The sequence below is a fragment of the Rhodococcus sp. NPDC006774 genome (assembly GCF_040636045.1).
Lineage (GTDB): Bacteria > Actinomycetota > Actinomycetes > Mycobacteriales > Mycobacteriaceae > Rhodococcoides.
Genome location: NZ_JBEYIW010000004.1, coordinates 128,947 through 147,304 on the forward strand (window position 1 = coordinate 128,947; position 18,358 = coordinate 147,304).

Sequence of the window (18,358 nt, forward strand, 5' to 3'; positions counted from 1 at the left end):
GTGATTGCGCTGCCATGACAGGCCTCTGAGCGATGGCCTGAGACTTGCTCGGTCGCTGTCGGACACATAGCTTCGGACCGCGCGTGGACACAGGAACGCGCCTGTCGGCGACATCAATGCCGGCGGAGTGCATCTGCACCAACACCTGTGGGTGATCCTGTTGCTGGCCGCCGTCGCCGTCTTCGGTCTTGTGGACCGATCGCCACGGACGCGGTCGTGGATGGGAGCGGCGCTCGGGGTGGCCCTGGGTCTGATCGTCGACGGAGCAGCACTGCTCATCACACTCGAAGATGTGTACTGGCACACCGAAGGCTGGTCCTCGATCGCGCTGGCGATCACCATCATCGGCGCCGTAGGGACCGGACTGGTCCTCACTCGCAGCGGTGCGACGCTAGCCGATTGACGCTCGCGTTCCGTGCTTGTCGGGTATTTGCGCGGCCCGTTCGCGCGTCGAGTCGAGCATGCATGTCTAGGAGACGTCGAACTTCGAATTGTTCGAACTTGTAGCCATCTCGAGGCCTATCCGGCGATGTCGGGTCGACCATTCCCCTCACGTGAAGATTGATCCACTATTTGATACTTAGCGAGGTGGGTGGGGCTCTCTACTGTGAACGATGAGCGTGTGCGCGGCGTCGCAGACCTCGGCTGGATCGACGGTGAAGAAGTATCTCCACTGGTTGGACGGCGACGCCGAAGCGTCGGGGTCGAGCGGGCGGGCGATCAGGGCGTAGTAGAAACGTTGGCCGATGACGGCGATGGCACCGATTCTTTCCGAGGGTTGAACCAGGTCGGCGTGGCGCACCCGATCGGTGGCGGTGAACAGTGCGCGAGGTGCGTCGAGTGCTTTGACGTACGGGTGTTTTCGAGCGAGACGCTGCAGTGTGCGAGCGGTGTCGGCGGTGCACAGTTCCGGTTCGCGGAATGCGATGACGATCGTCAGAGTCTCGGTGGTGGTCATTGCGAAGTCGAGCAGGTGGTCGGAGATGGACGTGAGGAGCGAGATCGAGGTCGTGTCGGTGGCGCGGTCGTCGAGGATCTCTGTCAACGGTCTCTGCACGGGAGGGCGTGGCTGTACCGGAAAGGACGACGTCGGGGATGCAGCGAGGGGGGCGGGCCGGCCGAGATGAAATCCTTGTCCGTACGCGGCACCCCACGCGATCGCCTTCTCTTTCTGTCTCGCGGTTTCGATTCCTTCGGCGATGAGTGCAACATCGAACCGGCTCGCGTAGGCAAGAACGGCGAGCAAGGTGGCGAGCTTGTCGCCGGAGAGGTCGTCGTCGAGCAATGATCTGTCGAGTTTGATCACCTCGGGTGCGAGAAGGGGCAGAACCACCATCGAGTCGGGGTCGGCACCGACGTCGTCGAGAGCGATGATGATGCCGTCGCGTCGGAGTCGGTCGGCTGATCGGAGTAATCGCGCCGGGTCGGTGAGTAGGGAGCGTTCAGCGAATTCCGCGACGGGCCGAACCTGCGAGCCGCCTCCGCGCAACAGTTCGCTGAGGTGACGGGCCGAGACCGACGAGTTCTCGGAAGAAATTGCGTCGGCTTCTATGTTGACGAACAACGTACGTGGCGGGTGGTCGGCGGGGGTGAACCGTGCCGCTGCAGTAACTGCCGAGGCTATGCATCTTCGGTCCAACTCCTCGGCCATCCCCAGGGTGCGGGCGATATCGAAGATCTGGTCCGGCGAGTTGTCCGGAAAGGCCGGCCACCTGGTGAGCGCCTCGTGCGCAACCACCAGCCCGCTCCTCGAGTCGACGATCGGCTGAAAGACCGAGATCAGTGAGCTGAAACGCTCATCGAAGTCACCGTCGACGCCCAACTTTCACCCCATGTTCTCGATCCCAGTACACGTGCACACAGACTGTCGTTCCGAGCGCCGAGGCACGCGGGGCGTTGTCTGGATACGGACTTTGCCACAGCGGTGGTTCAGGCGGCTGTGTTGATCCTGAAACACTGTGCGCGGCCGCACGGTCGGTGAGACTTCAGTAACGTGAAGCAGTCTGATATCCCTCCCGGCTGTCGGACATGATCGGCGTTGCTTGTCGTCGACAGTCATCCGAAAGATGCGGAGCATCAGCAATGTCAGAGCACAGCGTGTTCGACCCATCCGAGCGTGAACAGGACTCGGTGGTCCGCGCTCTTCTCGATGATCCCAACGTCGGTGTCGTCGACACGACACTCGACCAGCTGGCTTCGCTTCGCCGGTTGCTTCCCGCGATGGCGGGCGACTCCGAGGAATTGCCCCGGTGGGTGCACTTCCCATGGCGGCGCACAATGGTGCGCGTCCTCGGTCCACGCGGCTTCGATCGGCTACGACTGGACCGCAACAGAAACAAGATCACTTCCGAAGAACAAGCTCGGTTCAGAGACCTCCGGGTGGGAGTTGTCGGGTTGAGCGTCGGCCATGCCGTCGCCCACACCCTCGCGCTGGAGGGATTGTGCGGCGAGTTGCGTCTGGCGGACTTCGACGAGCTCGATCTATCCAATCTCAACCGTGTACCGACCTCGGTGTTCGACTTGGGCGTGAACAAGGCGGTCGTCGCGGCCCGACGGATCGCCGAACTCGACCCCTACCTGAATGTGCAGGTCTTCGCGGACGGTGTGACGGCAGAGACGCTCGATAGCTTTCTGGACGGGCTCGATCTCGTTGTGGAGGAATGCGACTCGATCGACACCAAACTGCTGGTGCGCCATCACGCCCGCGCCCGCGGTATCCCCGTGGTGATGGAAACCAGCGATGGAGGCGTTCTCGATGTCGAACGCTTCGATCTCGAACCCGACCGACCGGTGTTCCACGGACTGCTCGGCGAGTTGAAGACCGCGGATGTGGCCGACCTGACCGTCGAGCAGAAGAGCACAATTGCAGCGACGTTGCTCGAGCCGAGCAAACTGAGCCCGCGGATGATTGCGTCGGTGCCGGAGATCGGGCGCACGCTCTCCACCTGGCCGCAGCTCGGCGGAGACGTCGCGCTCGGTGGTGCCGCTGTGACCGCTGCTGTGAGGGCATTCGGCCGCGGTGAACCGCTCCCGTCCGGTCGGCGGCGAATTGACCTGGATGCGTTGGTGCGCGCCGGACTCGACCCGGCAACCGACGCTGAGAATGTATGAGCTGCCGCACCAGCGGGCGCAGGCATCAACAGATACTGTTCTTTGGGCTCGCCCGACATTGATTCGAGGAATCAACCGATGAACGTGATCGACCAGTCGTCTCGTCGACGCGTGAATTCCTGGCGGTCACGGCTCGATACCCGCACTACCGCTGTCATCGCCAGCGCCACCGGTGCCGTACCGCTGTTGGCCATTGCCCTGTTGTCTCCGACGTTTTTGCGGCCGAACGCACTTCCGATTCTCATCGCGGTGCTGACGTTCACCGCCGTCACGGTGATCTTCGCTGCAAAGGTGGGGCGGTTGAGTGAACGCCAATTCGCCGTCCTGGGCTTCGGCGGTATGGCCGGAGTGGCTATCAGTGCTTACCTGATCGCCGATCCGGCCGGGACGCGCGCAGTCACCTCGATGCTGGCCATCGTTCCGGCAATTGCGGCATCGAGCTCACCGCCACGCGTAACCGCGGGCCTGTCGGCGGCCTCGGTCGTCATGGCCACGGTGCTGTCGGTGGTCAGCGTGGGATCTTCGGGGTGGGCGGTGACCGCCGTCGCGATCGGTGCCGCCGCGACCACGGTGCTGGTACCGGTCGCGCTCATCGGGGGCCTGCGCCGAACCCTGTCCTCGGTCAACGAGAAGCTGCAACGGCTGGCCGACACAGACCCGTTGACCGGTCTGGTCAATCGACGCGGATTGCTCTCGAACGCCCACTCTCTTGTGCACGAGGCCTGCGAGCGGAGGGAGCCGTTGTCTGCGCACGTGGTCGATGTGGACTACTTCAAGGCCGTCAACGATACAGCCGGTCATACGGCCGGGGACCGAATGCTCGCGGCGGTCGCCGATGCGCTTTCTCGTGCTGTTTACGACGTGTGTGCGTTATCGGATGCGGTCGTCGCTCGAACCGGAGGCGAAGAGTTCCTGATCCTTGCCACACACAGAGAGGATCACGAGCTCACGCAGAAAATCCTCGACCGAGTCCGGTCCGACTGCACGGTGACCGTGAGCATCGGAACGGTGACCGTGGACGTCCAACCTGCCGCCCCTGGCGACAGCGCGTGGCCCGCCACAAGCCTTGCGTCGGCCGAATCGGGCGGTCTCGATCAGGTGCTCGACGCAGTCGTCCGCGCTGCCGATGCCGCGCTCTACCAAGCCAAGACAGATGGTCGGGACCGCGCCTGCCACGCGGGGACCCTGACGATCAGCTGGTAGAGCACCGCACAGGATGGGCAACAAGAATTTGGTCGACGTCAGTGATGTAGCGAGCCGCTAAGCCACGAACAGGACGTGCCGATCGTCCCCGCACAGTGACCGGGTCTCGTCGACCATCGAGCGCCACACCTCGGGCTTCGCGGCCTGCGCGAGGGTAGTTCGGTCCCACCACATCATGACGGTCCGATACTGCTCGCTCGGATACGCCGCCGCGGGGATGTCGTGGTCGATCCGCCCGCCGGAGCTCTCCCACAGCCGCAGGACGTGATCGGCGGCGCTGGCGAACAGGTACCGGCTGTCGGTCAATTCGAGCGTCGGCAACGCTGTTCGAGCCAGGACGTTCGAGACCGACCGCCCTGCGGCCCCCGCATCGACCCACGCGCTTTTCATTTCCACGAATCCGTGGGGAAGCCGAGACCGAAGCAGGTCGATGACCAGCGGTAGTCCAGGTGAGTCCTTCCACTCGGTCAGGACATGGGATTGCTCGATCATCGTGTACGGGCCTTGGGCTCTGACGCCGCCGAGTATCTGTCCTGCCTTATCGCGCACCACATAAAACAGTGCCGTCGTTGCGCCGGAAGCCACTTCGTCCATGTCGAGAGCCGCGGTGACACCGTGGCGTGAATATGACTCCCATGCTCCTTCGACGTAGCGGGACCACAATTCGGGAGAGCCCGACGGCGTCGCGGCTGTCAAGGTCAAGGCTCCGTCCGCGCAGGGCGTCGACCGATGGACGGAGTCCAGCCCTCGCTGTCGGACGAGGCTCGTCCTGTCCGTCGGTGCACTGCGGACTGAGCGGGGGCGGTCTGTGTATTCGATGGAGCGTGCCGAGGGCACGCTGGGGAGGAGGGGGGTGGTCATGGGTGAACTCCTGGCTGATCCTCGACGCCCGTCTGGAGCTAAATCGAGTGCATGGTTGATTTCTGAACAATCGTCAAACGTATTGTGTCCAGAAAACAACCCTACGGACCAGCGGAATTGCCTAAAACATACTCCGATCCGATTTTTGTTGGACGTGTTGTGACGGGTCACTAGCTGACCTAGCAACGAATCCGCTAGAGCCGTGATGGGTCACATGCTCCACCCGGGTGAACACTCACTCCTGGCGTACCAGACCTCGGCCGGCGGACCCATCGCAACAGTGACGGTCAATCCAGCAACGGCGGTCGGACCGATCTGCTTGGTAGCGCCCTGACTCCTCGACCGACTCGAGAACGCCGTGCTGAAGACTGGGCGGACGAGCGGATCTGCCCGCCCGCCCCGGCGCTGCGAGTCGAAGACGTTGTGTTGCTGTCGTGGTCGACTGCGTGGTCAGCCCCTGTTGAGGATCACGGTCTTCGTCTCGGTGTACGCCTCGAAGACCGACGAACCGTGCTCGCGGCCCCAACCCGATTGCTTGTAGCCCCCGAAAGGGAGGGCAGGATCGAGAACGTGGTAACTGTTGATCCACACCGTGCCGGCTTTGAACCCGGCGGCGATGTTGTGCGCCTTGGATACATTCGAAGTCCACACCGCTGCCGCGAGTCCGTAATCCGTGTCGTTGGCGGCTCGCATGAGCTCGTCGTGGTCGGAGAACGACGAGACGGCGACAACGGGACCGAATATCTCGTCGGTCACGACTTTCATCGATGGTGTGACGTCCGTGAGCACCGTGGGTTCGACGAAGTACCCGACTGATCCTTTGCGTTTACCGCCGGTCACCGTCGTCGCTCCCTCGGCCTCTCCGCTTCCCAGATAGCCCAGTACGCGGTCCAGTTGGCGCTGCGAAACCAGGGGCCCGATCTGAGAGTCGGGGGAGAGACTGTCGCCGACGTTCAGCTGAGCTGCCGCGGTGGAGATGCCCTCGACCACGCGGTCGTACACTGACTCCTCGACGAACAGTCGCGAGCCCGCCTCGCATGCCTCACCCTGATTGAAGAAGATCGCATTCGCTGCGCCCGCGATGGCCGCGTCGAGGTCGGCATCAGCGCAGATCACGTTGGGTGACTTTCCGCCCAGCTCGAGGGTGACCTTCTTGAGATTGCCCCGCGCGGCGTTGATGATGCTCTTGCCCACTTCGGTGGATCCGGTGAACGAGATCTTGTCGACACCGGGATGGGCGGCCAATGCATTGCCGACATCGTGGCCGTACCCGTGGACGATGTTGACAACGCCGTCCGGAATTCCGGCTTCTCGCATGATCTCACCGAGAAGGGTTGCGGTGAGCGGTGTTTGTTCTGCAGGTTTCAAGACCACCGTGTTGCCGGCTGCCAGCGCTGGAGCAAGTTTCCATGCAGCGAGCATGAGCGGAAAATTCCACGCGATCACTGCGGCGACCACACCGATGGGCTCACGGACGGTGTATGCGAGATAGTTCCCGGGTGTCGCTACCGCTGACACCGGGATGGTGGTCCCTTCTATTTTGGTTGTCCACCCGGCGAAGTAGCGGAACCAATCGATGGCGAGAGGGATGTCGACCGCGCGAGCGTAGGTTGCGGGTTTGCCGCTGTCGAGCGCTTCGAGGATCGCGAAGTCCTCGGCCTTCTGTTCGATGAGTTCGCCTACGCGCCAGATGATTTTGCTTCGATCGGACCCGCTCATTCGGCCCCACGGGCCGTCGAGAGCCTTTCTGGCCGCAGCCACGGCTCGATCGACCTCGGCCTCGGCACCGAGGGCGACATGGGCGAGTTCGGCACCATCGGACGGGTTGAATGTCAGGAATTGCTCGTGTGATCGCGAGGGTGTGTCCGCTCCGTCGATCAGGTGATTCACCGGTCGGCTCAGGAAGTTCTTGACCGTTGTCGGTACTGAGATAGGTGATGATGCTGTCATCTGTTTGCCTTACACTCGAATTGCAGGGGCTGTGTTGATTCATGCACCGCGCGAAAGAATTACGCTCGGTGACCGTGGAATTGGGGCGCGATCAGTGGGACGCCGGTGTTGTGGTGAGTCGGTTCTCCGCGGCGGCCAGAGGGTCGAAAGTCGGGTCCTTCAGCAGCTTGTGCAAGTTGCGCCGTCGAACGCCCATGTTGCCGCCGTCGTAGACCGGGAAGCACAGGACGTCCTCCATGATCGCGGCTATCGGGGTGAGGTTGGTGTACGCATCCACACCCACCAGACGCATTGCGTCGTAGACCACTTGAACTGCCGTCTCAGAAGCGAAGATCTTGACTCCGTTGGCCATTTCACGGTCCTTGCCACCCGTGCGATCGAAGTGATCTGCGGCCTTCCACGAGTAGTAGCGCACTGCTTCGATCCGTGTCTTGATGTCGGCCAGCATGTAGCCGGCATTCTGGTAGTCGATGACCGGAACGGGGCCGGACCGATGGTCGGTCTTGGTGAAGTGGTACGCGTAGTCGAATGCTGCGCGCATGCGACCCACACATGCTGCGCCGATGGTGGAGCATGTCCACGAGAAGGCCGTCGCTACGATCTCGAGTCCGTCTCCAGGCTTGCCGATCATGTTCTCGACGGGCACGCGTACGTCCGTGAACTCGATGCGCGGTGAATTCGTTGCGCGGTGTCCGACGGTGTCGATCATCCCCGTCACCGAGACGCCCGGGGTGCCGCGTTCGACAACGATGACTGCGAGGGATTCACTGGGCGGCAAACTCGGATCTGTCCGACACACGACGCTGATCAGGTCGGATCCGAGTCCATCCCATCCCGACCCGTTGGTGGTGTAGTGCTTCGCTCCGTTGATCACCCAGTGGTCGCCGTCGCGCTTCGCGAAGGTGCGAATGCCGAAATCGGGATCTGGGGAGTCGTAATTCGCGCCTCCCGTGACTTCGGTGTAGGCGATCGCGGCGAGTCGTGGTTCGTCCCCGCAGAACGATGGTAACCACCGTTGCTTTTGCTGCTCGGTGCCGAAATTGATGATCGGATTGAGTCCGAGTCCGGTGGCCAGCAATGCCGAGGGCACGTTGATGTCGACACGCGCTAGTTCTTCGGCGGCCAGGGCGAAGGTCAAGTTGTCGAAGTATGCGCCTCCGTATTCGTTCGGTACCAGGGCTTTCAGAAATCCTAACCCCACCAGTTGCTTGTAAATCGGCAGCAACGCGTAGAACCGTTCCTCGGGCTTCGCGAGCGCTTCGGTAGCACCGGCCACCTGAGACAGGACTTCGTCGGCGACTTGCCGTGCCTGGGTTCGTACGGCCAGCTGATCGGAACTGAGTTCGAAGCTCAACGACATCTGTTCTCCCTGAAAGATTGTTGGTGGGGCGAGGTGATGTGTGACGGGTCACATCAGTGCAAGCGTGCTGCAACCCTCGGAGAGAGTCTTGAACCTCCGTGCAGTCTTTTCGGTAAAATTCTGCAGTCATTCGCCGTTCGCCCGTGCGATGACCGGGCGTGGGGTTGAGTGTGATTCGACGACCACGACGACGGATCTCGGAGCGCGGATGACTGGTTTCTGGACCACGGCAGATCTCGGGCCTGCCGACCAAGTCGGCTACTGGACCGATGTGTTGTGCCAGGCCTTCACACCGCTGATTCCCGTACGGTCTCGTGATCACGTCGGGCGAAGCCGGATCAGCTCGGGTCTTCCCGGCTGGGTCCGCTCGTCGGGTATCGGCGCACTGCAGGCAGCGGAGATCGCATCGTGCACACAGCAAGTCACTCACGGTGAGCTCGAGGTCTCGCGGAGTCCGGAGGATGTGGTGTTCGTCAACCTGCAGATCGACGGCCGTTGTCTGACCGAACAGGACGGTCGTCGGTGCATTGTCTCGCGCGGTGAATTCGCGGTTGTCGACTCCACTCGTCCCTACACCTTGGAGTTTGTCGAACCCGACGATTCCTCGGAGCTCTGGAGAGTGTTGTCGTTCCGACTACCCCGCGAGTCTGTGACGGACCTGATCGGAGACCCGTCGCGAGCGCCGACTGCGACGACCTTCGACGGCGAGCACGGGAGCGCACACGTGGCGCGTTCGCTCATGGTGTCGACCTGGCAATCACGTGAGGACCTCGGCTCCGGAACCGAGCGTCAGATGCTCGGGACCGCGCATATCAGCACCGTTCGCGCCGCACTCGCTGGAGCTCTCCGATCGCCATCGGACGGCTTTGCACCCGATGATGGAATGCGTCGCGCTGCTGCCGTGTCCTACATCGATGCCCACCTGCCAGTCGGTCACGTATCGGCAGCCGATGCAGCGCGTGCTCTCGACGTGTCTGTACGCACTTTGCACGCCGCGTTCGAACGGTCGGGCACGACCTTCGGCACGGTAGTCCGAAAGAGACGCTTGCGAGCCTGCAGTGACGACCTCGCTACCGGAGATCCGCGCCGGTCGATAGCGTCGTTGGCCACGTACTGGGGTTACGCGGACTCCGCGCACATGGCGAAAGTCTTTCGATCCGAGTTCGGGTGTACACCGTCGGAATACCGGCGCCGGAACTCGCGCGCGCCGAGCACATCCCATCGACAATTCCCTAGGTAACTTCCACCACGATCGCACTCACCTGGACCGGGGCTTCCACCACGAACTCAACCAAGCCGGCACCGAAATTTGGACGTTCCAAGATGGACTTGTCACCCACTACGCGATGCACGCCCACCTCGACGTCCGCGACCACACCTCGCCCTCGCCCTCACCTGGCAGCGAGCCCTCAGGACTGAAGCCGCGGGCTGACCATCCTCCGTCTGAACCTGGCGATCTCCTCCGCACATGATCGCGGGGGCAATACGACGAGTCTTGATATGTGGTATTACCAGAAAACGTCTATATACGCTGTGCGGCAACATTTTTTGCTAATGCGCTGACACCGAAACCAGCGGGAATTCCAATGGAGCGAGTTCGACGAACAGAGGAATGCGCCCGGACTGCTACCTCGGGTCTTGGACAAATTCTCCGCAACGAAAGAGTTTCTGGCTCGCAAATCTGCCAACGCGGGAATCGACGTCCACTTCCAAAAGCCTTTCGAGTCACTACATCCCATGTCGTAGCGGAACTCATGAGCGCTTGGAAGCGTCGAAATCATGCCGGCAATACACCACGATCCATCGATCACTGGGCGCATTGACCCGGCAGCGAAGAACCCCCGAGACATGACCACGTGAGCCGATCAGGTGCTGGTAACGATTTACGCCGAGGTCTGCCGCAGCTCGCGCTCTCGGTCCTCCAGTGCATCGATGGCGGCCGCCGTCAGACTCTTCACGATGTGCTTACGCATGAGATCTGCAGCCCCCTGCGAGTCCTGCGCCACAACGAGTTCGAGTATTCGGAAGTGTTCCTGGTGGTCGACGGTGCGCGGTTCCGCACCGGGTGGTAGCTCGAGCCCGATGCGGCGATAGCGGTCGGATTTGTCCCACAGGTCATCGAGCAGACGGATCAGGACGCCATTGTGCGACGCCAGGTACAGCGTGCGGTGAAAATCTCGGTGCGCGCGCAACGCGTCCTCGCCCCACTTCTGTGTGACCGGCAGAAGCCTTCCCGCGGCCGCACGCATGTCGGCGATGTCGTTGTCTGTTCGCCGATCGGCAGCCAACTCGACAGCTGTTGGATCCAGCGACAGGCGAACCTCGAACAGCTGACGCGCTTCCGCTGCGCTCATGGGAGCGATGCAAGGCAGAAGATGTGCCCGGTTGCGTCCCTCGATCGCGGCAACCGGGCAGATCTGCACGTGGTCAACTGACGCATAGTTCACGCTCAAAGGCGAAAACACTGAACAGGTGCAAGACACCGGGACGCAGTGCTCCCTTCACGGTTACTGCACCGTCAACGAACCTTGACGTGAGTGACCCGTGTGCCTGCCGCACGAGTCGTCTGATGCGTGTAAGCCCAGCATCCCGAAGCCAGAGGGCAACGCCAGGACCAGCTAATATTCAAGCCGTCGTCGCATACGACTATCTGCACTCCAGTCCAAAGTTGCAGGCTGCACCGGGCTGTAACCGAACCAACTCGACCGTTGCGGATTGCAACCGGAAGTATGGAACGCATGTTCAGCAATCTCGTGACGTTCGGGCCACTGCTGGTTGGATTAACAGCTTTGGTAGCACTCGGCTTGTCCAACACCAGGACCGCGACCCTCAGACGCCGCGAAGAAACCCTGCGTGAGATCAAAGCCTCTTTCGATCCCCACGAGAGTCACGCGACGGCGATCGTTCGGCTACACCGCGCGACTGTCGCCGCTATAGTTGCTCGTCAAACGCACGGCGCATGGTCGTTCGTATGGCCCTGGCTGATATGGATTATTACCGCCGCCCTGTTTGGCCAGAGTGGGTTCTACCTGGGCAAGTACGTGGAGAGCGGGCAACCTTTTGAGCTGAACACGTTCGCGTACGAAGTGTTCGGAGGTGATGTCCCCGCGTTCTTCGTGGTAATCGCGGGATGGTTGTTTATCTCGCAGGTGTTTCGAAACTACGAACACTCGCTCTATCAAAGAGCGCGCACTGCTCGTGCGTTCTATAACCGGGGTGAGATCAGCCATTGTCAACGACTTTTGGGTTTTCACGATTTCTACCGAGAGCGTCGGCCCGGTCCATCCTGGCGTTGGTTCGTACGAGACCTCGTGCCGGGCACTACCGCATTGTCGGTTGGGTTGGCTGCAGGAGTCGCCGTCTACGTGAGGGCCGAATCGCAGCAGACGGATGGCGTGACACCTTTGGTGATGACAGCATTTTGGACTGGCATTCCGGCACTGACCTCGGTCATCGCAGCATCATTCGTGGCCATCGGAGTACACGAGCGGCCACAGCCGTTCCTATGACTGACGCAAGATGTCGCGCGTATCGACGAGGCTAGATCAAGTTGCGACAGCCTCGTGACAGCGATCAACCCGCAGAGACGACCACCCAACTCGACGACCGTCCCTGAGCTGCACGAATGCGAAGATATGACGACGAAGAACCTTCATCTCGCACGGATCTGAAATCCGCTGTCTCGGTTGTCCACTCAAATCCGTGGAAGACCGCCGGGGTCCACGCTACCAGCCGAAAAGCATTGTCCTGGTCCAGAAATCTGGATCCATATGGACTCTGGTGCCCCCAGTCGGACTCGAACCGACACTGTGCGGATTTTAAGTCTGTCCGACCTAGAGTTGGCTGGTGACGGTGGTTGATGATTAACTTTTGTACTGATAGTGCCGCAACAACATTCGGGTTGACTCCGTTGGTTGCCACCTGGCGCGAGCGAACCTACTGCGGACTCACTGCGGACTTCCAAGCGCCCCGAGTGGCTGCGCAAACACGACGACACGTAGGAGCATGCTGCGCGATCTGCCTCGCTTGTGGGAGTATGCGACAACTGTGCTCATCCCTGACTAATCCATCGCGTGTGCGCCACGAGACCGCTAGTCCGGCCTTTCGCGTAAGCCCTCGCTGGAAGGCCTCCCTGCTAAGAAGTTGCCCGCTCTGGACCGGAGTCGACTCCAATCCAGTAGATGTGGGAGGGAAGCCAGCGTTGAGCTCGACCCGCATCCATTCTCAGACGGTCCGAACCTATCCGGATCCGAGCGGGATGGATTCGTCAACCTCCAGTCCGGTGGCCGCGCGAGCCGCGACGGCGCGGAACGAACGTCTAGGCTCACTGAGTGACACGGAGAATGGCAGATCCGGATTTTCGTCGGGACCAAAGAGATCGACTCCGAGACGCACACGTTCGGCCGGTGAACGAGTTCGTCGACTCGCTCCGCGAAGCCGACCGACGCGGCTGGGTGCCGTATCTCGCGCCGCTCCACGGCGGGGTGGGTTCGCGTGTACTCAGCGTTCTCGGCAACCCCGGCGCGATGACGCAGAATGTGAGCGGGTCGGCGTTTGTCTCGATTGAGAACGCCGACCCGACCTCAGAGCGGCAGTGCGAGCTCTTTGCGAAGGTCGAGATCTCGGCTCTCGACGTCACGCCCTGGCACGCTTACCCCTGGTACATCAACCGCAGGCTGATCACGTCCGACCTCGATGCCGGCGGAGCTGTTCTTCGCGACCTCCTCACAATGCTGCCGAACTTGAGAGTCGTTCTTCTACAGGGTGACCACGCCCGTTCTGCGTGGGAACGCGTGCTTAAACACAGGTCGACACCGCCTTCCGTTCGGCGCCTCGAAGTCGCCCGCTCCATCGATCCGAGTCCAGGGGCGTTGCCCACAGCAGACCCCGTCGAGCGTGCTCGACAGATTGAGCAACAGGTGATCGCGTTCGAGAGAGTCAGCGAAATCCTCGCGGCACACTCTGAGTGATACGAAACCGCTCCGATCCTCCCGTCCGTCTCGGACCGAGTCAGGCCGTGACGCTTGTCATTCGGACGCACTTCTCACTCGGGAGGGCACCAACTCCGCCACTGACGAGAATCGACCGGCCCTGCTCTGCTCTGCTCTCAAAAAATGCACATAGCCGGCGCTGAGGCAACAGGGAGCGTACTGCCGGGGCTAGTTCCTACCTGAGGGTGGTTCACGATCGCGGTGATCGCTCCCGTGATCAACCACCTCCCAAATCCTTTGCTGCTCAACGCTTTCTCCTCGTCTAGACTCCAGGTCTGCTCGTTATGGCGACGGGAGAGCTGAACGAATCCGGCCCTGGTTCGGAAGGACTGGGAGCTCGATCGCGGCTCGCTTTGCCGCGGACCTCGCCGCGGTGAGCTGTGGATGGAATGCGTTTCGCCGGTTACCCATCAGATTCAGTGGGAGGTCATAGCTCTCGATGAGCTCGTCCTCGAGCGTCCACGGCTCGGGATGAGTCACCCAGGAGACGAAGGCGTGCGCCCCCATCCACTCGTTGAGCCTCGACTCGCCCTCGTGGAAGTGGAGCCGATGCCCGGATCCGACTCGGCGGAGCGGGATCCCGAGCAGACATCCAAGAGTGAGGCGGAGAGTCGAGCCGTATGCGTTCCCCCGATAGTGGTAGCGGATCCGCGTCCGGATCGACTGTCTGCTCGGAGCTTTTCCAGTTGTTGGCGGTTTGCTCGGGCTAATCCCAGCGTAGAGCAGCGTCAGACCGTCCCGCTGATAGCAACCGGCCGTGTCGATCTCGTTCGAGGGCAGTTCGTCGAACCACCATCCGTATACGCCTGGGACTGCGGGCACTGGGCAGCCTTTTGCCAGCACTTCATCACGGCTGTGAGCCGGAGCCGAGAGATAGGTTGCGCGGGGGTCGGACATTGCTAGATAGTGGCAGGTAAGAGTACGGGAAGCCCAGCTGACACCGTACGTGGGCGAGCAGGTCGCCTCGGGCCAATCACGCTCTCGACGGACGACCAGAGTCGACCCACTTCTGATGGTCTTCGACCGCGTAGTCGAACACCTTTACGATCTTGTCCCCGGTCCGCTGTGCCAGCGCCATCTGGAGCATGTCGGTCGGGGTGTAGAAGCCGGACTTGTATTCGGCGTCGATCGCCTGAATCGCGCCCGTCTTCGGTGCAGTCTGAGGGACCGCGACCCAGCGCCCCTCCGTCGCGCGGCGGAACGTTTCTCCGATGAAGTAGACGAATCTCATCGCGAGCGTGAGGTTGTCTCCGGCGAACGCTTCCCTCCATCCCGAGAACCGTTCGAGCGCTGCTCGTTCCGCGATGATGATCCCCTCTCGGGTATAGAGGTGCGGCTTCAACTCCGGCACATCGGACACGATGAATTCGAGCTCGATCGCCGCTTCCTGCATCTTCAACCAGGAGATGAACCGGGGGTCGGACTGTGCGTCTCGATACTCCTCCGACTCTCTGATCGGGCCAGACTTCGAAGCTGCCACTCTCATCCCCCTCCGCCGAGATATTGATACGTGAATTGACCAGGGTACTTACCGGCGAGCGCCTCGAGCCGTCCGAGCTGAGCCGGCGAGATCGGGTCGCGGAGGTTGTACTGGACATTCCAGCCCTCACGGAGCGCTTCCTCGTCCTTCTCGAGCTGCGCGTAGTCGATTCTCCCGGACTTGTTCTCGACGAGCAGCCTCACATCGGGGTCGGTGTTCGCGTAGTCCCAGACCCGGTCGTCGACGATCGACGGATCCCGGTACTGCGCGACGAAGCCGTTCTCCTCGCTGTACCCGAGCAGCTCACCGACCTGGAGGTCCCATTCGGAGCCGTTCCCGACGTTCTCCATCAGCTGGTCGTACTTCCTGCTCCACTCCTCCATCGAGAGGTCGCCGCCGTTCGCGAGGTATCTCTCCCACGCATCCTGCTTCCACTTCGGAAAGACCGGAGTGGTCTTGATCGTGCCGTCTTCGTTGATCTCGAAAGTCGCAAGCGGCTTGTTGATCGTCTCCACGAGCCGCGCTGACAGACCGCCCGCCGCACGGACCGAGTTCAGGCTCGAACTCACCGCGGCACTGTCCGCGCCGAGAACACGGATCACGGTGTAGATCCGCCGACCGGTCGCCGCGATCCGCACCGTTGTCAGCCCCACCGCCGCGAGGTCGGAGACTCCCGCGGTGACCAGAGTTGCGAGGACTCCAGCGGTGAGCGTGATCGCGACCGAGACCCCGAGACTGTTGATCTCCGAGACGATCTCGTCCCGCCGCGCCACCACCGATACTCCGAACGTGGTCGCAGCGGAGGCGAGCGTCGCGCCATCCTCCTGGAGACGACCCGCAGGTGCGATCAGATTGTTCAGGATCTCCTCATGGAGCAGTGTTGCGTCTGGCCCCGCATCTTGAGGTGGGGTCGACGCAGCGGAGAGGACGTCGTCGGACTTGTCCTTGATCATCGACTGGAGCGCGTTCAGCGCCTCCCCCGCAGCGACGAGCTTCGCCGGGCTCGCGTTCGGCACCGTCACACCGATCGCGCCGAGCAGCCCAGGGATATCTGTGTTCAGGCCGGGCCCGTTCTCACCGACCGCGGAAGGCGGAGCTGCAAAGGGCACCCGCTGATCGACCGCGGTCGGCTTCGCAGGAGGAGACGGCGCGGCTCCCTGCTTTCCGCCTGCGACGAACTCCGCATTGAGATGATTGAGCCCAGCGGTGTAGGAACGGGACGCGATCGCGCCGAACGCATCCGCGAGCCGACAGACCTGGAGGAAGTAGTCGGAGATCGCTTCGTCGTAGCTCTTACCCCACCCTGTCCCGATCTCGTCGTTCCCCGCCATCGCCGAGGAGATCTCAAGCGCGCGAGCGCAGTTCGTCACCGACTCCCGGATCACCCAGCTCGCGTTGTCAGCGGCGCGGGAGACAGCGAAGAACCAGTCCGGCCTAGGGCTAACTGCGGACATCGCACCTCCCGAGCTCAGCCCCGTCGAAGATCCACGTCACGAGAACATCTTCACGTTCGCGGCGAGCGCGGCCTGGTAGGCGGCTCGAGCGGCCTCGGCCCGATCGCGGACGGCCACAATGTGCTGTTTCATACTTTCTGCGCGCTGAACCCAGTCACGGTGACGGTTCTCGTACTCCGTCGCCGCCTCGCCGGTCCAGCGAAGATGCGAGGAGGACACCAGCTTCTCCACTGCAACAAGCTGTTCCGCACAATGGTCCGCGTAGTCGCGCAGCATCCTGGAAGCATCGGCGAGCGCTTCCACATCGACTGTGTAAGCCATCGTCAAACCCGGTGAGAGGAGATCGTCGCCGAAGTGTTCCCGTCGGTGCGCTCGTACTCCGCGATCGCAGCCACGACTGACTCGGAGATCGCAGCGGCGTCATCCACGATGTAACCGGCGTGGTTCTTCAACTCCTCGTAGTGGTCACGGAAGAAGGACGCCGCCTCGCCGCGCCAGCCCGAACTGAGCAGCTCCTCGACTTCATCGTCCAACCGACGGAGTCCATCTCGAAGCGTGCCGTTGATCTGGTCGAACTCCCCCATCGCAGCGCGGACAGCGTCCGGCAGCACCGTGACTTCCCCCATCAGACCCCCCAGTCCTGCTTCGCTCCCAAGAGCGCAGCGTTCGGAAGGCTACATCACGCCGGCCAGGTGCGGAGTCCATACACTGCTCACAAGTGACACCGGGGGCAGGATGCCGTCTGAGCTAGAAACACTGGGACGCGATAGTTTCCCGCGCTGCGATCCAGCTCGGGCCACAGCCGACAGAGTTCCTCGACCGACTCAGACTGCCCCCGGCGTGACCACCGAGGCGATCCTCGGCGAGCGTCGAAACGACCGCTCACAGAGCGCGATTGCAGGCCGCTGACGGAGCCGTAGAAGTCCGAGGACGAGTCGAGAACGCGAACGTAACGACGAGAGCCTTTGGAACGCTGACGTTTAACTGACGAGCCGCGGCTTCGCCGCCTCTACCCACCCCGTGCAGTCCAGTGCTCCCAAAGGCGCGCGCGCCTCGAACGGCTCCGTCACACCTGGAGCGCTTCTTCGAGGTCTTCGCCTCCGTTCCAGTACCGGATCGAGGAGCTCATCCGCTGCGCGAACTTACGACGCTCCGCTCTGACTCTGCGAAGTCGATCACCACTGCCGTAGCAGAGGCTGCAGGAGCAGAAGTTCGAGCCAGTAAACGCCACCTGCCAGTAGCAGTTCGAACCGACGATCGGATCGCCGACGCTCGGCAGGTCGCAGAACGGATGGAAATAAGCGTGGGCAGCTTGAACCGCCACCTCGCGGCGGTCGACTCGGACCGAGTTCGGCGTATGGGCATCTGTGTGGGACATCAGTCACTTTCGGGGCGATGCGCCCCGGCCCGCTATCCCCGATTGAGGACGGACCGGGGCGGCGTTCGCCCAGGTGCCCAGCGGCGTGCCGCGATGCCCGGTCTCAGAGTGAACATTCATCCAGAATTCCACAGCGTGCGAGCCGCGGCAATCACCTGGCCGTCCGGTCGCGGACGGTGGCCGGAAAGCGGAGTTCATCTCAAGGACTGACAATGACTGTCCAGAATTTCGCAGAGGCTCTGAGCGAGAGACGATCTCACTCAATCCGAGTTGAGAGGGAGACGTGCGATGGTATCGACGCCAATCGTCACCGGCGGACGTCCCCCGTCACGGTCGACAGGAAGGGTTCAACCAAAACCGTTGGCAGAGCTTGAACTCTGTGCTAAGTTCTGATCATCGTTTCCAGTTCTTACTGAAGCGTCGCGCAAGACCAAGGTTCTTGCGGCGGGCAACCGCACAATGAGACTCACCGAGCACCGTCCAATACGGTCGCGAAGGAAACCCTCAGTCTGTCGACGCCGGTGAAAGTTCTCGGAAGCGGTTCGCGGTCCAAGGAGTGGCTCCGCGACG

At 62.0% G+C, this 18,358-nt stretch carries 16 protein-coding genes and 1 pseudogene; 6 read left to right on the top strand and 11 right to left on the bottom strand.

Annotation, left to right across the window (positions count from 1 at the left end):
- Positions 1 to 103: 103 nt before the first annotated feature.
- A pseudogene (locus tag ABZ677_RS07915) lies at positions 104 to 403 on the top strand (hypothetical protein); the annotation flags it as partial.
- A gap of 177 nt (positions 404 to 580) precedes the next feature.
- Here ABZ677_RS07915 and ABZ677_RS07920 read toward each other — a convergent pair.
- Positions 581 to 1,822, bottom strand: coding sequence for an EAL domain-containing protein (locus ABZ677_RS07920; protein ID WP_358368104.1), 1,242 nt, complete (start codon positions 1,820 to 1,822; stop codon positions 581 to 583).
- Between the two features lie 260 nt (positions 1,823 to 2,082).
- Between ABZ677_RS07920 and ABZ677_RS07925 the strand changes: the two genes are divergently transcribed.
- Positions 2,083 to 3,111, top strand: coding sequence for an Rv1355c family protein (locus ABZ677_RS07925; RefSeq protein ID WP_358368106.1), 1,029 nt, complete (start codon positions 2,083 to 2,085; stop codon positions 3,109 to 3,111).
- 78 nt (positions 3,112 to 3,189) lie between these two features.
- Positions 3,190 to 4,314: a GGDEF domain-containing protein gene (locus ABZ677_RS07930; protein WP_358368109.1), complete on the top strand. Its 1,125-nt coding sequence runs from the start codon at positions 3,190 to 3,192 to the stop codon at positions 4,312 to 4,314.
- A gap of 57 nt (positions 4,315 to 4,371) precedes the next feature.
- On the opposite strand, the gene ABZ677_RS07935 is transcribed toward ABZ677_RS07930, so the two are convergent.
- The 3 genes from ABZ677_RS07935 to ABZ677_RS07945 form a co-directional block, all read right to left on the bottom strand.
- Complete coding sequence (locus tag ABZ677_RS07935; RefSeq protein WP_358368111.1) at positions 4,372 to 5,175, bottom strand: hypothetical protein; 804 nt, start codon at positions 5,173 to 5,175, stop codon at positions 4,372 to 4,374.
- A gap of 450 nt (positions 5,176 to 5,625) precedes the next feature.
- On the bottom strand, positions 5,626 to 7,125 hold the full coding sequence (locus ABZ677_RS07940) for an aldehyde dehydrogenase family protein (RefSeq protein ID WP_358368114.1): 1,500 nt from the start codon (positions 7,123 to 7,125) through the stop codon (positions 5,626 to 5,628).
- A gap of 91 nt (positions 7,126 to 7,216) precedes the next feature.
- The gene (locus ABZ677_RS07945; protein WP_358368117.1) at positions 7,217 to 8,485 is read right to left on the bottom strand and encodes an acyl-CoA dehydrogenase family protein; all 1,269 of its coding nucleotides are present in this window, start codon (positions 8,483 to 8,485) and stop codon (positions 7,217 to 7,219) included.
- A 208-nt stretch (positions 8,486 to 8,693) separates the two neighbouring features.
- On the opposite strand from ABZ677_RS07945, the gene ABZ677_RS07950 reads away from it, so the two are divergent.
- Entirely contained in the window at positions 8,694 to 9,725 is a 1,032-nt protein-coding gene (locus ABZ677_RS07950) for a helix-turn-helix domain-containing protein (RefSeq protein ID WP_358368120.1), read from the top strand.
- A 643-nt stretch (positions 9,726 to 10,368) separates the two neighbouring features.
- On the opposite strand, the gene ABZ677_RS07955 is transcribed toward ABZ677_RS07950, so the two are convergent.
- A complete protein-coding gene (locus ABZ677_RS07955) occupies positions 10,369 to 10,839 on the bottom strand; it encodes a GntR family transcriptional regulator (RefSeq protein ID WP_358368123.1) in 471 nt (156 codons plus the stop codon).
- Positions 10,840 to 11,223: 384 nt separating this feature from the next.
- Between ABZ677_RS07955 and ABZ677_RS07960 the strand changes: the two genes are divergently transcribed.
- Together ABZ677_RS07960 and ABZ677_RS07965 are read left to right on the top strand one after the other, a co-directional pair.
- A complete protein-coding gene (locus ABZ677_RS07960) occupies positions 11,224 to 11,994 on the top strand; it encodes a hypothetical protein (RefSeq protein WP_358368126.1) in 771 nt (256 codons plus the stop codon).
- 897 nt (positions 11,995 to 12,891) lie between these two features.
- Positions 12,892 to 13,455, top strand: a complete 564-nt coding sequence (locus ABZ677_RS07965) for a uracil-DNA glycosylase (protein ID WP_358368129.1) — start codon at positions 12,892 to 12,894, stop codon at positions 13,453 to 13,455.
- A gap of 303 nt (positions 13,456 to 13,758) precedes the next feature.
- On the opposite strand, the gene ABZ677_RS07970 is transcribed toward ABZ677_RS07965, so the two are convergent.
- The 6 genes from ABZ677_RS07970 to ABZ677_RS07995 form a co-directional block, all read right to left on the bottom strand.
- Complete coding sequence (locus ABZ677_RS07970; protein WP_358368131.1) at positions 13,759 to 14,373, bottom strand: GIY-YIG nuclease family protein; 615 nt, start codon at positions 14,371 to 14,373, stop codon at positions 13,759 to 13,761.
- 76 nt (positions 14,374 to 14,449) lie between these two features.
- Entirely contained in the window at positions 14,450 to 14,956 is a 507-nt protein-coding gene (locus ABZ677_RS07975; RefSeq protein WP_358368134.1) for a hypothetical protein, read from the bottom strand.
- Positions 14,957 to 14,958: 2 nt separating this feature from the next.
- On the bottom strand, positions 14,959 to 16,410 hold the full coding sequence (locus tag ABZ677_RS07980) for a hypothetical protein (RefSeq protein WP_358368137.1): 1,452 nt from the start codon (positions 16,408 to 16,410) through the stop codon (positions 14,959 to 14,961).
- 36 nt (positions 16,411 to 16,446) lie between these two features.
- A complete protein-coding gene (locus tag ABZ677_RS07985; RefSeq protein WP_358368140.1) occupies positions 16,447 to 16,713 on the bottom strand; it encodes a hypothetical protein in 267 nt (88 codons plus the stop codon).
- Positions 16,714 to 16,733: 20 nt separating this feature from the next.
- Entirely contained in the window at positions 16,734 to 17,036 is a 303-nt protein-coding gene (locus ABZ677_RS07990; RefSeq protein ID WP_358368143.1) for a WXG100 family type VII secretion target, read from the bottom strand.
- A gap of 440 nt (positions 17,037 to 17,476) precedes the next feature.
- Positions 17,477 to 17,788 (bottom strand): hypothetical protein, encoded by a 312-nt coding sequence (locus tag ABZ677_RS07995; protein WP_358368146.1) that lies wholly within the window; start codon positions 17,786 to 17,788, stop codon positions 17,477 to 17,479.
- Between the last annotated feature and the right edge of the window lie 570 nt (positions 17,789 to 18,358).

Bases quoted from the DNA above. Each gene is read 5' to 3' on its own strand.
- ABZ677_RS07970 (WP_358368131.1), bottom strand. From the start codon at position 14,373: ATGTCCGACCCCCGCGCAACCTATCTCTCGGCTCCGGCTCACAGCCGT.
- ABZ677_RS07945 (WP_358368117.1), bottom strand. From the start codon at position 8,485: ATGTCGTTGAGCTTCGAACTCAGTTCCGATCAGCTGGCCGTACGAACC.
- ABZ677_RS07995 (WP_358368146.1), bottom strand. From the start codon at position 17,788: ATGTCCCACACAGATGCCCATACGCCGAACTCGGTCCGAGTCGACCGC.
- ABZ677_RS07960 (WP_358368126.1), top strand. From the start codon at position 11,224: ATGTTCAGCAATCTCGTGACGTTCGGGCCACTGCTGGTTGGATTAACA.
- ABZ677_RS07940 (WP_358368114.1), bottom strand. From the start codon at position 7,125: ATGACAGCATCATCACCTATCTCAGTACCGACAACGGTCAAGAACTTC.
- ABZ677_RS07955 (WP_358368123.1), bottom strand. From the start codon at position 10,839: ATGAGCGCAGCGGAAGCGCGTCAGCTGTTCGAGGTTCGCCTGTCGCTG.
- ABZ677_RS07930 (WP_358368109.1), top strand. From the start codon at position 3,190: ATGAACGTGATCGACCAGTCGTCTCGTCGACGCGTGAATTCCTGGCGG.
- ABZ677_RS07950 (WP_358368120.1), top strand. From the start codon at position 8,694: ATGACTGGTTTCTGGACCACGGCAGATCTCGGGCCTGCCGACCAAGTC.
- ABZ677_RS07925 (WP_358368106.1), top strand. From the start codon at position 2,083: ATGTCAGAGCACAGCGTGTTCGACCCATCCGAGCGTGAACAGGACTCG.
- ABZ677_RS07980 (WP_358368137.1), bottom strand. From the start codon at position 16,410: ATGTCCGCAGTTAGCCCTAGGCCGGACTGGTTCTTCGCTGTCTCCCGC.
- ABZ677_RS07990 (WP_358368143.1), bottom strand. From the start codon at position 17,036: ATGGGGGAAGTCACGGTGCTGCCGGACGCTGTCCGCGCTGCGATGGGG.
- ABZ677_RS07935 (WP_358368111.1), bottom strand. From the start codon at position 5,175: ATGACCACCCCCCTCCTCCCCAGCGTGCCCTCGGCACGCTCCATCGAA.